We start from the raw sequence: 13,262 nt of genomic DNA, 5'->3' as shown, positions 1-13,262 counted from the left end.
TTCAATGGATGACACTTTTAATGCGCTACGCGTAAATCCATGATTTTGAACGGTCTTTTGGCGCCGCTTACGCGGATTGGCGTTTTTATTCGGAATCGGTCACAACTTTATTGTGGTCTACGCCAGTACCTCGGCAATTCGATTGCCGTACCGGACCAGTGCCCCACGCTTTGAACGGGATTTCAAAAGATGGCGGACACCGCGCTTTGTGTGGGTGGTGCGTGGCATGAATGACGAGCGGGTCCGTTCGTTTATAGGTAGAAAGTCGGCTAGTTCATTTTCGAGCGGACGAGCGGCGAAGCACCAGTGCCCGACAAATTTGACGTAGTTGTTTTTCTGCCCCGACTACCCCATCGCGAGCCGCATTTTAGCGCACCAGTGCAAGCGCGGTTACCCGATGCTGAAAGCCATGAGAGTGGGCAGCGGAGCGGTCGACACTCGCCGGCCAAACTGTGCGGCCGGCCACAGATTCGGCGTCGATGCGATCGATATAATCGGTTTCGCCCGTCGCCTCGCCTTGACATGCTTCCGGCAAAACGTTCTTTGATTGACAAAGGTCATCGCTGGACGTGGCCGCCGACGCGTGCATCGGCGCCTGCTTGCATTTACGATCGCAGTCGCCTTCCCCTCGCGTCGCCTAAGGACTGCCGGATGAACACATTCCAGGTTCCCTTTGTGGTTGCAGCCATCGGTTATCGCCATCTCCCGGTTGAAGACGAGCCGCGCCTCAAAGAAGTCGTCGCGGCTGAACTAGGGCGGTTGGCGGCGTGCGCAGGTCCTCTCACGCCGTGTCTTTTGAGCAGTCTCGCGGAGGGCACCAGCCAGTTGGCGGTGGAGGTTGCGCTGATGGCAGGCTGGGAAGTCATGGCGATCTTGCCCATGCCACTCGACGACTACGAGCGGGAATTTCCCGCGGCCGAATCGTTGACGCGTTTCCGTTCGCTGCTCGCACGATGTACGAGGCGGCGCGAACTGTCGATGGCCACGACGCTGGAGAGCGATGTGCCCGATCAGCGAAGTCAGCAGTATCGGGATCTTGGCCGTTTCTTTGTCCGTCATGCGCAGATCGTCGTCGCTTTGTGGGACGGTCTCTCGGAAGACGGCGAACCTGGCGAGACTGCCGAAGTAGTGCGATTTGCGCGCGAGGGTGTCACCACCCCCGTTAGCGGCGGATTACCGACCGAGGAATGCGCGCCGGTTTCGAATATTCATTGCCGCCGCGTTCACGGCGCTCTGCATCCAGCCTCGAGCGAACTCAACACGCGTCATGGTGTCGTGGAACCGGATCGGCGGATTATCGATTCAATGCGCAAGTTCGCCGAGTCGGCTCACGTCTGCTCGCGAAAATGGCGTGTCCTCGTGGAATCGAACAAGGAAAGCCTGCTGGGAAAGTCGCCGCGAGGCATGCCCGTTCCGGAGTCGCTCGAACCGCTCATCGAGCTGTACGGACTCGCCGATACCGATGCAATGAAGGCCCAAACATTGCGGCGCAACTCCGTGTTCGTCATTCTCGGCATCGTCTTAATCGCGGTGTTGAGCCATGAATTTTATACCGGCCTGATCCCAACCCAGTGGATGGTGCTCGCTTATCTCGTTGCGTTGTTAGCTGCGTTCGCGGTTCATCGCTGGGCGTTCGGCTATCTTCGTTGCGATGAACGCTACCTCGACTACCGCGCGCTCGCCGAGGGACTGCGCGTGCAGCTATTCTGGGTGATCGCGGGACAGGAGACGAAAGTGTCGGATCATTATCTGCTGCATCAGGCGACCGAACTCGGCTGGATTCGCGTAACGTTGCGCAATATCGCGCTGATGACCTCGCCGTCGACGGACGCGCACAACGAACTCGCGTGGTTTAGTGAAATCCGCCAGCGCTGGCTGGAAAACCAGCGAAACTATTTCGTCGGCCGCGACTCGAGATCGGGCAAGGCGCTTCACCACGATGCCCGCGCGAAACAATGGAACAGCGCGGCGTTGGCGGCATTCTTCGTCGGGCTCGCGGTGATCGCGCCGTGCCTGATCGGAAATATCACGGGACTCGAGCACGAAATGCGTGAATGGCTGCTGTTGACGTCCACATTGGCGCTCGGCCTCGCAGGCATCTTCAAGGCAATCGAGAAGGTCAATGCACACGAAGAGTTAAGCTTGCGTTATCAACGCATGGGGCAACTCTATGATCTCGCATTAAAGGAGTTCAGGGCCGCGACGAACGCCGGCAACGTGCGCCGCGCGCAACAATGTTTAACCGCCATTGGCCAAGAGGCGCTCGCCGAGAACGCCGAGTGGTTGCTGCTTCACCGCGATCGCCCCTTCGAGGTGCCGGTTGGAAACTGATCTGTCGAACCCGTTATGAAAGCCATCAAGAAACCCATTGCGGTCCTTGTCGAGTTCGCGACGACATCGAGCGAAATGCAAACGTTGGAAGGTCCGGTGAAGTTCGCGCAGGGCGATGCATTGGCGACCGGGCCCGCCGGCGAGCGTTGGCCCATTGGCCGCGAGCGTTTCGAGGTTTCCTATGAACCGGTCGCGCCAACGCGAATGGGCGAGAACGGCAGCTACCTGAAAAGACTCGAAACGGTTGACGCCCGGCAAACGCCGATCGCGACGGAAATCGCGCTCGGCTCCCGTCAGGGCACGCTGCACGCCAAGCCGGGCGATTGGATCATCACGTCGGTCAGCGGCGAACAATGGGTCGTGGCCGACAATATCTTCAGGCAAACCTATGAGCTGACCTGCTGACGAGCGCGCATATGGATACCCTCAAACAACGAAAGTTGCTCGCCATCGACGGCGGTGGCGTTCGCGGGTTGCTCGCCGTGCGGATCCTTGCCCGGATCGAAGCCCTGTTGCGCGAACGAAGCGGTCGTCCCGGCCTGGTGCTCGCTGATTATTTCGACTACGTCGCGGGCACGAGCGCGGGCGCCATTCTTGCCACGGGAATCGCACTCGGTATGAGCGTGCAACAGCTCGACGCGCTGTTCGTCCGCGATGCCGGCGCGATGTTCGCGCCGACCGACAACCTGGTCAAGCGCCTGCTTTTCGCGCGTTACGATGCCTCGGCGCTGCGCGATTATCTGCAGAAGATCTTCAGCGCCGACACCACGCTTGGATCGACCAGACTCAGGACCTTGCTGATGCTGGTGATGCTCAACGCGCGCACCAATTCGCCATGGCCGGTCAGCAGCAATCCCCGCGCCAAATACAACGGCGCGCAGTATGGCGCCGACAGCAATTTGAACCTTCCGCTTTGGCAATTGGTACGGGCGAGCACTGCGGCGCCGTATTTTTTTGAGCCGGAGCGCATTCGCGTTGGTTCCCAAGACCATCTGTTTTATGACGGCGCCATCTCGTCGCTGAACAATCCTGCGTTCAAGCTGTTCCAGATGGCCACGCTGCCGTCCTATCGACTGGAATGGCCTACCGGCGCCGATCGGATGTTGTTGGTGTCGGTCGGGACGGGCCTGTTGCCGAAGGAAATCATGAAGCAGACGCTCGCCGGCACGCAAGTGGCCGCCACCGTGCTTGGAGCGATGCAGTCGCTCATGTTTGCCGGCACGACCGAGGTCGATATGCAGTGCCGCGCTTTCGCACGTGTGCTCGCCGGCGACGAGATCGACAGTGAGGTGGGCGACTTCAGCGGCCATACGCCGATAGGCGGCACGCCGCTCTTCTCGTACATGCGCTACAACGCGCTGCTGACGCCGACAGGGCTGGAGGCCATCGGATGTGCGCATCTGGCTCATAACACGTTCCGGCTCGACGACATTCACGCCATGACAGCCTGCTCGGAGATCGGCGATGCCGTTGGCCGGCTGCAGGTCAAGCCTGAGCATTTCGCTGACTTTCCGCCCGATGCCGGCTCCGGCGGCGCTCGCGATTCAGCTTGAGGTGAACCTCATCAAGGCAAAGCTCAGGATGCCGCCGGAGGCCGGAGCGTGAGTTGCCGCGGACCCAACGGCTCTTCTATATGTATCGTTTCGGCAGTGTTCGATTCCCGCTCGACCTCGACTTGCAGCACCTTCATCTCTTTCTTGACCTCGTCGATCTGTTTGTTGATTTGCTCCCGCGGATTACTGATGAACCCGTCGCCATGATCGACGATCTCTGCGCGCTTGTTTAACAGGTTCTTGAATTCCTCAGTCAATGCAGCCAGCTCGAGCGCGGCGACGTCGCCAAGAGCCGGATAATGCACGTCGATCAGCAACGGGTGAAGCGTGACGCATAGTCCGAGATGTTCCCTCATGCGCTGGGCGAAATGCGTGATGACAGTCCGCCTGACTTCATCGGAATTCAGCGCCCCCCGCGGCGTGTTGACGACAATGCTCTTGAGCAATTCGAGGCAGTCTTTCAGCGTATCTTCAATGAGATCGGTGTGCTGCTTCATGTCCAGGCGCTTGGCATTCAAATAGAAGCTTGTCCAGTTCTGCTGATCGACGGATTCGATGAACACAGATGCGTGCGCATTGATCTCGATAGTCGTCCGCGTGCTCGATCGGGTGATGGTCAACGGCACTCGCACGGAGAACGGCCGACGCGCCAGGTAGTTCATTCGCTCGATGATCGGATCGTTTCCGGGTTCGAGCCGGAAGGTCGTCGTCTCGAGACCATAGGTCCGGCCGAGAACCTCGTCGACCCCTTGGTGGATTCGCGTCGGAAGGTCCTGTCTGCGCACGGGCGTCGGAGTGTCGTGAATCGTGTCGTCGGCTTCAATTGCCGCGGGAACGCCATTGACGTAGGGGGAACTGTAGTAGTCGAATGCGCTCTCGGCGCTGAGCGCGTTGCGAACAGCTTCGGTGATCGCCGATCTGATGCGCGATTCGAAGTCGTCATACGCGGACAGAGCGCGTGCGAACGTGTTGCCGCCGTTGTTATGCACCCGCACCTCGCACTTGATCTTGACGATCGCCTTGATGGTGGGGTCCTGAAGTCCGTACTCATCTTCGGCAATCGCGATCGAGTGGCCTTGAATGAAATTAATCTGCGGGATCGCGAGCACCGCTGCGACCGATTCGATCGAATAGCCGACTTGCCGCGCGGGTGCGGCGATGCGTTCGGCAATCGCGTTTGAAAACACGCGATCCCCATTCGCGCCCTTGAGATACCCGCCAATCACGTCCTCGAAGCGCTTGTTGAGCAGATAGGCTTTCGCAGCTTCGGCGGCATAGTTCTTCAAAAAGTCGCTGGGGATCGGCGAGCCGTTTGCTTCCCATCGGTCCCGATCGACCAGTTTGTATTGGATCGCATGCTCGACTTCTATGCCGTCGCCCTTGATGCCGTTGACCGGATAACGGGCGGTGAAACGGATCGTGGATTCGGCACGGGCGGCCTGCGCATCCATGACGGGGTACAGCACCAGAGTTTGCACGATCCGCCCAGTGCCGGCGCCGAGCACGGGCGAGATATTGCGGGCAAGATCGGCCATGGTCTCAGGTGTCGCCGCGCAAATTTCGACCCACGTCCGCTTCGATAACTCCTCGGAGAGCAACGCCCTGAACCACGCCTCGACGGGTTGAATCTGATTCGCGACCAACGGATGGTTCAGTCGCGCGCCCGGCAGCCGGCCCTCAGTAGGACCATCGTAGGTGAGCCGGGCCACTGACATTGTTTCGGTCTTGCCCCATACCAGACGCGCTTTGTAACCCACCCGGTTGCTTTGCAGCATATCGGAGGTGCGCACCGTCAGCGAATTCGACTGGTCATAAAAATCGACGGACTCGCGCACGTCATTCGAAACGGGCGTCACGTCGACCACGGTGACCGGAAAGCCTTCCTCGACCAGCGCGGCCCTGATGGCGCCGCGCCATGCGTTCCAGCTTCCCGGCTTATCCCACAGTTTCGCGAAGGCGTTTCCGATGTCGCGGCCGTAGCGTGCGGTCGCGTTCGCGATCGCTTGCTTGAACGTCGGCGCGAAATTGAAATCGATCTTGAGCGCGCGCTGCAGGAATTTACGCGCGGCGTCGGAGTTCGGCTCAACGACGCCTTCGAGGCGAACCACGCAACGGAATTGGCGCGTGGTCAGCGTGCTCATGTCCGGCACATCGACGTTGATTTGCGACACGAATCGTTGATTCGTGAACACGCGTGCCACTTCGCGATCCTGGAGTATGCCGAACACCGTGCCGATCTTGCGGGCGGCGCGCTCGATGGGGAACTGAAACTCATCGCGGGTCGCGGCAGGAGGCTTGGTTCCCTTTGGGACAAACTGGAACAGCGATTGGATATCCATGTTGTTCTTCTCTCAATGGGACACGCAGAAACGCTGCATGCGCCGACAGGTTTGGATAATCGTGCGGAATGCTAACCCAGCGCCATCAGGCACCCAGCGAACGCCTTCAAATTCGACACGCGATCGCCGAGCATGGATTTGGCACGCTCCAGATCAGTTTCTTCGAACTGGCTTTTCCCGATGCGCTGCCAGTTCGATATCAATGGCCAGCATGCTTCAATGCGTGCAAGCAACCCCCGGGCGCGTGTACGCGATTCCTCGCGACCGCGGAGCCATGCTTTCATCGCGTCGGAAAATACAAAATCCGCAGGGCCCGTGGCATCTGTAGCGCCCGTCTCCCGCGATGCGGACCCGCGACAGGTCATCGCCATCAGTACAACGACAGGCAGCATTGCGAGCAAAGGCTGAATTGCTGCGCGAAAAGCAATGAAATACAGAGGTTGATCCGAAAGCGGTGTCAGCAAGCTTTGCCAGCACGCGAGCGTGTTGAACGGGAGCGTGCCCGGGTGGTTCGGATCGAGCCCCGTCTGCAACGCGAGCCACCAGCTCAACGCGTTGGTCTCGGCTGCACCGAACGCTGAACTGCCGAACACAGCGTCGGCGACTTCCATGGTGATAAACCAGAACGTCGTCGCTTCTTCGAGCACTTCATCGTCGTCGGCTGTGTCCAGCGACTCCCGGCTGACGTACGTCCGATCGAGCCAATGAGAGACGCCGCTCGACAGGCGGCGAATCAGGGCGATTTTCCGCTGCTCGACGGTGACGTCGTCGGATTCGTCAGCACTCCAACGCTCGACATCCCGCCAGCACGCTCCGTGCAGACCTCGGTCCAGGTAGTACGCACAACTCTCGACGAGCAGGACGGCGTTGGCGTCCATCGGGCAGGTCGGCTCGATCCGGTCGAAGCAGCGGACGACATCGTCGATCAAAATGACCAGCAGCGACAGGCTGTCGAAACCGGCCAACTGGATTGGCCTGCGCTCTCTGGGTTCGGCGAAATGAAACAGCCAACGGAGGTGATTGATGAGTGCCGCGCGTGCGCGATCGTCGTCGGTGGTGCGCGAGCGAAACAGGCTTCGATACGTATCAAGCGTGATTCGTCGCGGGTATTGCGCGTACAGATGCCAGAACAGCAAGGCGGCGCTGTCGGCAAGCATTTGCCGGGGCAGCGCGACGTCCGGAGTGGGGTCGGGTGAACACAACGAGCGAATCACGTCGAGCAAACGGTCGTCGGGTGAGGGCCCCGCGAACTCCAAGATCAACGCCGGCGTCCTTTCGATGGATCGCCGCAGAGCCATTTCGTGACGGGCGACCGAGGCAGCCTCCGATAAATCGGACCGGGGCGTCAGTTCCTTCTGGAGGTCACCGTAGACGAGCCGCTTCAGCCTGTCGCACGCGACGACGTGATCTTCATAGACAAGCGCCCGGACTCCGTCGAGTTCGAGCCGTTGAAAACGTTGCGCGATTGCGTCCGACGTGTGGCCGTGCGTGAGACGTTGCTCAAGCAGCCGGATATAGCGCTCGCGCAATAATGGCGCTTCGTGCTTGAACATCAATTCGAGCATTGCCGCATGCTGAGCACTATCGATCTCGCTTTCGCCGTCTCCGTCCTGGGCGCCTTTGAGTTCCGCAATGGCGGAACCTCGCCCCACCGGTGTGAACCGGATGTTGCAACGATCGAGCACTTCATCCGTAATGCCGTCGAATTGCCGTATTCGATTCGAGGGACGCTGCTTTGCGGGGGTTTCCAACGCGAGTTCGTCGCCGAGTTCGACGAACTGGTCGGCGGTCAATCGCGCGAAGTGCGAGACGAGGAACAGGCACGCGGCCTCACGCGGTGATTCCTCTTTCGGGTCGAGCACGGTTTCGTGAAAGAGCGTCGACGAGCGTGCATAGTCCAGCGACTTTGACTGCCACGCGCGTTGAACGAAATCGACGTGGCCGGGCATGTTCAAGCTCGTGAGGATGGCTTCCAGCGGCCACGTTCGATGTATGTCCAGCACGAGTCTCTCAAGTTCACGATCGTCGTCAACGCCGAGCGAGGCCGGAAGCTCGAGATTGCGAATCGTCTGCATGACGATTTCGAGTGCGCGGTCCGAGACGTTGAGCAAGGTGGGCAACGAACCCAGTTCAACCTTTGCGTCAACATTGTCGGCTTGGGTCAGGCAGATCACGCCATGCTGCAGCGCTTGCGCGAACGACGGCGATGCAAGGTTCACCGAGGTCGCGTGATCGAAGTGTTCCACATCCCAGCCCAGCATCAGCAATGGGCCGTCGGGCGCGTTCAGATCGCGGCATTTGCGCAGGAAATCACGCGGCCGGTGATGCATCCGTACGGCGTTGCTGAGCCGTTCGTGGCCGGACGGCGGCGTCTCGAGCGGCACATGGATGTCCGGCGCCGCGAAGAGTTCGGCGGCGGCAAGTCCGAGCAGCCGCTCGTCGGAGACGATGAGGCCAGTGCACTTGCCAGGCAGCGGCGGGGCGAGCACTGTACGTAAAGCGGCGACCACGGCGCGCCAAAGTGCTTCGTCGATGCCGAGTCTGAATCGGAACGACGAAAGCGCCTCAGTCACCGTGAAGCTCGAATCCAGGCCCTTGAACATGCGCTTCTGGTTGGCCTCCGGCCTGACGCCGGCTCTCGGTTGCGCGGGGGTGTCAGCGGCGCTGGGAGTGGCCCCGGGGGCGGCCCCCAGCCCTGCGCCGTCGACGCCGCTCCCACTGGCTGCCCGGTCACTCGGTGCGGCTTCTTTAGCTTGAGCACCCGCATTGCTGCTCGGCGCGGCTTCGCTGGTCGTTCCACTCGTCTGAGGTTCATTCATGATCGCGCTGGCGCAAGGGTTCGACGAGGACGATCTGAGCGGCCGTGCTCCGTTCGAGTTCTTTTGCGAGCTCGCCCGCTTCACTCAAATACCAGAAGTCGCGAGCGCGCACCGTGAAACGCAACTGATAGCGCGTGCTGCGTAGCAAATCGTAGATTTCGCGCAGACGCCTGGCTTGCGCCGCATCAGGGAGCGACAAACCGAATTTGCTGACCGCGCCCTGCAGTTCCCGCGCCGAGCGCGCGTCGAACAGCAAGGAACCCGCGTTATCGTGCGACGCTGCGCCGGCCGGGACATAGTAGCTCTGCCAGAAATCGGCTTGGGACGAGGCGAGTGGACCGCTCGAGGCCCAGAAGCCCTTCGCGTCGGACTCGCCCGGCCAGACTAAGGTCATGAGTACCGGCAGATGTTCGCTCTGCCGCGTCGTGCTGCCCTCGGTCATTTTCCATGCATGCCGTCGCTGCTCGTTGCATTCGAGTGACAAGCCGTGGATCGAGGCGCTGGGCAAATCGTTTTCCGCATCGTCCGACGGGTGTCGCCGTGTGAACTGCGCATTCCAATAATTTCTGAAGTCCGGAAGGTCCGTGGCGAGAAATTCGAGCAGGTCGGCGCGTTTGACGTTGATCAATTGGTAGATGTGCTCGATCTGCGCTTTGATGAACTGCGCGGCGACGTTTGCCGCGCCTTCGTAAAAGCCCGCGTCCGGCAGCGCATCGCCGTCGCGCTGCACGGAAAAGTCGAGCGGGGTGATGATGTTCGATAAATCCCATTCCCGGTGGATGAGGCTAGCGTTCGGGCCCGTGAAGCTCTGCCACTGATCGGGCGACATGCCGTGCCATCGGATCGGTACGATCATGGCCTTGCGCAGCTCGTCGAGTTGGTCTCCGGAAGCGCCCGGCATGAATCGGTCGGCAACGCGATCGATCCGATTGCGGAACATCTCCATTTCGAACTTGCACATTTCGCTGTAGACCCAAAGCGGCGATTGATTCCAGAAAAACAACATCGACGAACCTGCGGCGCGCACGAGTTCGGCGCTCCAGTTGGAGCCCGAGCCGATGCCCCGTTTGAGCCTGGTGTCGCGGAAGATCTCGATGGTGGCGGGTAGCACGACATCGGCAAGGCGCTTTTCCATCGAGCGGAACAGCGCGTCCAGACCCGGTCCGCTACGCATGCGCGGGTAGCTCCAAAACGCGGAGATGACGTCGCTGTGCGAGGTGCTCATTGACTGGCTCCCGATGAATTGGCCACCAAGCTGCACTGGATGCCTTGGCCATCCTCCCGCTCGATCGACGCGGGTTGGCTCGAGGCGTTCACCGTGAACCGGTACTGCCAGCATCCTCCATGCGTGCCCGAGCTTTGCGTGACCTCGAACCGGACGGTAACGTTGACCGTGCATGTCTGGTTCTGCGGGTTGCACGAGGTCGACAGGGTGCCGGGCACGGGACGATAGTCGCGCTTTGTGTACTTCGCGAAGATGTGCGGATAAAACACGTTGGGTTGCGATTCCGCCTTCCCGTCGTACGCCACGGCGGAGGCCGAATAGAGCTTTGTCACGGCGCCGGGATCGCCGTTTTGCGCATTGATCGCGTCGAACCAGTCGTTGATGAGCGCGTCGGCGCGTTCGTCAAGCGTCGCGACGCCGGTTGTCGTCGAAGCCTGCTCATTCTTTTTGGAGAGAACGAGAATCAGCACGCAACAGGCAAGTGCGCCGAGCCCGACGTACAGGCGCTTTCGTTTCTGGGGTGAAGACAGGAGGGCAGCTTTCTCTTGCAGGGGAGGCGCAGGCGGACGCGGCCCCACAGGTGGACTGCGCGGATTGCTGAACTCGTCCAGTTCTCGATCCTTGGCTGCAAGCGCGCACCATGGGCAACCGCTCTCCAAACCGTCACGGTATGCATGCGTGCTGACCTGCGTGCAAGCGCGCATGGAGTCGGCCATCGCCGATAACTCGCGCGACCACAGTTCCGCGCTCGGACGCGGCGACGACCGCGTGCTCGACGGATCGAGCGCGAGCCTGAAGCACGCGACAAGTTCTGGCGACAGCATCTTTAACATCGTTCGACGCGTCGCGTTCAGTTGCGCACCGCTTGGACCTTGCGTGCGCAATAGCGCCGCCCAATCCTTCACGCTGTCCGGATTCGCCTCGTCGCTGACGAAGACGAGTTGGAAAATCAGCCTCGCCAAAGTGAAGTTGTCGTGGTCGGTCGTTCGCTTGAGCTGTCCGTCGGCCGGTGCATTCGTTTCGGGAGGCGGATATTGCCATTGCGCCGCCGAATCGGCAGGATCGACGGCTTCTCCTTCGAGCAGAAACCCGTCACATCGCGTGAGGATGAGCTCTTTGTCTTGCTTGATGAGCACGTTGTGCAGCTCGAAGTCGCCGATCAGCATGTTTTCGGCATGCACGGCAGCGGCGCAATCGGCGAGTTGCGCGGCAAACCGGATCATGTCGCGCCACGTCAGTCCGGGAAAGGTCCGTTGCCGTTTATTGCGTGGTATCAGGTCCGCTAGCGTCGCTCCATGTTCGACGCAAGGAACGAGGACGGCGTCGAAGGTCTGAACCGTGAGACGGCGTAGCGGCCACGCACAGCGGGCGCGTAGCCGGGATGAGCCGGACGCGATGAGGCGATCGATACGATCCCGTTGCGCCTGATTGCCTGCATGCCGAAACAGTTTGAGCAGCGTGCCGGCGTCGCCCTCGATTTCGTATAAGTCCGATTGCCTGCCCGCGCTGCGGCGCCCGCGCAATTTGATCCGTTCGTCGTCGACCGCCATACGTCGGTACTCCGAGTCAGTGTCGATTCGCCTGGCGCGAGCGACGGAGGACTTTCGGCAAGGGAGGGCGAGGAACCGCGGTCCCCAAAGTGCGAACAAATCGATTGCAACACCAGAATATCTCGAGCGAGCACTGGATTCGGTAACAAAGACCTTGTCGAAAGAGACTACCAGACGAAACCGGGTGAGTAATGTGCGGGACCCGACATTGGCGGGCCTGCGCTCGCGTCAGGCCTTCAATGACCGCTTGCGGGAAATGAGAACGTTTCCAATGGACCGGCGAAAGTCATGGAGTGCGCTGCGCTCGCCAAGAGCCATTCGGACAATTCACGATAATCATTTCGACACACGCTGGCTTTTGTACGCAGGCGTTCGCATCAGCGGAGATGATGTGCCAAAGCTTTCGCGACCATTGATCGATCTGTGCCCAGGTTGCCTAGTCGAGCTCGAATGCGTGCGTTGATTTCGGCCGTGGCTATCCCCAGCGTTTCGCCGGCGCGCGCGATTGCAGCGTATGCGTCGAGTACATTGACACGCGTAATATCGTAACCATAGTCCGCTGCCATCCAGTGGAGCGCGCTTAGCCCGCATGACATCGCGAAGTCAGCTTGGCTCTCGCCGAGGTCTCTCGCTGCACGCGTAAGCGTTCGCGGATCGGTCGGACTTTGCCTTGCAAGCGACGCGGCCAACTCGAAAAGGCCTGCGTCCTTGGCCGCTGCAAACCATTTGCCTTCGTAGCCAGGATCGCTGGCTACGAGGTCGTGCAAGACATCGCCCGGCTGCTTGTGCGGGTACTTTTTATCGATGGCGCGAAACGTCGCCAGATGGGTGGTTCCTTCATTGGCGATGATTGCGTAGTGGGCGTAAGCCTCATCAATCATTCCGGACTCCAAGAGGATCGTCTCACAGGCTTTCACGACCGCGCCAACGAGTGGCGAGTTGTCTGCGATAGAGTGAAGCGCGCAGCAGATGTCGCTTGAGCGCGGAGTGAAGCGCGCAGCAGATGTCGCTTGAGCGCGAAGTGTTGACGAAGAGGACCAAAGCACGATAGAAACTGCTGCGTGCGTTTCTGGTCGCGAAAGCCCCGAATGGGACGCTCGCGTTCGCCCGGGTTCTAGTGCAAATAGGTGGCGTGACCGAAATGTTTCTTATAAATATGGATACCTTATCGATCGAGCAGGACAGCATTCCTGACGGAGAGCGCAGCGGAGTCCTCAAGCGCGAGAGCAGAGAGATCAAACTGCCCCTTGCGAATGCGACGCATCAACTCGATGCCTGAAATCGTGGTCGCGGCACTCCTGAACCATTTGAATCCGAGCATCACGTTTGTTCTGGACTTGATGTTTCGATGATCCTGTTCGATCAGGTTAGCTGTCAAGCTGTCACGCCAGGTCGTATGGGAACGTGGCTAACTTGGTAGACCTGCTTCCGAATTAACAGAGCCC

Annotated in this window: 8 protein-coding genes and 2 pseudogenes; 3 read left to right on the top strand and 7 right to left on the bottom strand. The window is 60.1% G+C overall.

Annotation, left to right across the window (positions count from 1 at the left end):
* The first annotated feature begins 651 nt into the window (after nt 1-651).
* Genes AWB69_RS43665 through AWB69_RS43655 form a run of 3 tightly spaced genes read left to right on the top strand, consistent with a single transcriptional unit; the run spans nt 652 to nt 3,884 of the window.
* Complete coding sequence (locus AWB69_RS43665; RefSeq protein WP_062092981.1) at nt 652-2,331, top strand: hypothetical protein; 1,680 nt, start codon at nt 652-654, stop codon at nt 2,329-2,331.
* A gap of 15 nt (nt 2,332-2,346) precedes the next feature.
* Nucleotides 2,347-2,736, top strand: a complete 390-nt coding sequence (locus AWB69_RS43660; RefSeq protein WP_062092980.1) for a PGDYG domain-containing protein — start codon at nt 2,347-2,349, stop codon at nt 2,734-2,736.
* Between the two features lie 11 nt (nt 2,737-2,747).
* Nucleotides 2,748-3,884, top strand: coding sequence for a patatin-like phospholipase family protein (locus AWB69_RS43655; protein WP_062092979.1), 1,137 nt, complete (start codon nt 2,748-2,750; stop codon nt 3,882-3,884).
* Nucleotides 3,885-3,907: 23 nt separating this feature from the next.
* On the opposite strand, the gene AWB69_RS43650 is transcribed toward AWB69_RS43655, so the two are convergent.
* From AWB69_RS43650 to AWB69_RS46655, 7 genes and pseudogenes are all read right to left on the bottom strand, one after another.
* On the bottom strand, nt 3,908-6,223 hold the full coding sequence (locus AWB69_RS43650; RefSeq protein ID WP_062092978.1) for a hypothetical protein: 2,316 nt from the start codon (nt 6,221-6,223) through the stop codon (nt 3,908-3,910).
* 71 nt (nt 6,224-6,294) lie between these two features.
* On the bottom strand, nt 6,295-9,042 hold the full coding sequence (locus AWB69_RS43645; RefSeq protein WP_156529198.1) for a hypothetical protein: 2,748 nt from the start codon (nt 9,040-9,042) through the stop codon (nt 6,295-6,297).
* Nucleotides 9,035-10,267 (bottom strand): hypothetical protein, encoded by a 1,233-nt coding sequence (locus tag AWB69_RS43640; protein WP_062092976.1) that lies wholly within the window; start codon nt 10,265-10,267, stop codon nt 9,035-9,037. The genes AWB69_RS43645 and AWB69_RS43640 overlap by 8 nt, the downstream gene beginning before the upstream one ends.
* On the bottom strand, nt 10,264-11,817 hold the full coding sequence (locus AWB69_RS43635) for a hypothetical protein (RefSeq protein WP_062092975.1): 1,554 nt from the start codon (nt 11,815-11,817) through the stop codon (nt 10,264-10,266). The genes AWB69_RS43640 and AWB69_RS43635 overlap by 4 nt, the downstream gene beginning before the upstream one ends.
* 377 nt (nt 11,818-12,194) lie before the next feature.
* Entirely contained in the window at nt 12,195-12,698 is a 504-nt protein-coding gene (locus tag AWB69_RS43630) for a hypothetical protein (RefSeq protein ID WP_062092974.1), read from the bottom strand.
* 32 nt (nt 12,699-12,730) lie between these two features.
* A pseudogene (locus tag AWB69_RS50120) lies at nt 12,731-12,922 on the bottom strand (hypothetical protein); the annotation flags it as partial.
* A 60-nt stretch (nt 12,923-12,982) separates the two neighbouring features.
* Nucleotides 12,983-13,186 (bottom strand): annotated as a pseudogene (locus AWB69_RS46655) (DDE-type integrase/transposase/recombinase); the annotation flags it as partial.
* Between the last annotated feature and the right edge of the window lie 76 nt (nt 13,187-13,262).

This window comes from Caballeronia udeis (assembly GCF_001544555.2).
Taxonomy (GTDB): domain Bacteria; phylum Pseudomonadota; class Gammaproteobacteria; order Burkholderiales; family Burkholderiaceae; genus Caballeronia; species Caballeronia udeis.
This window is presented reverse-complemented; position numbering and strand designations above follow the sequence as displayed.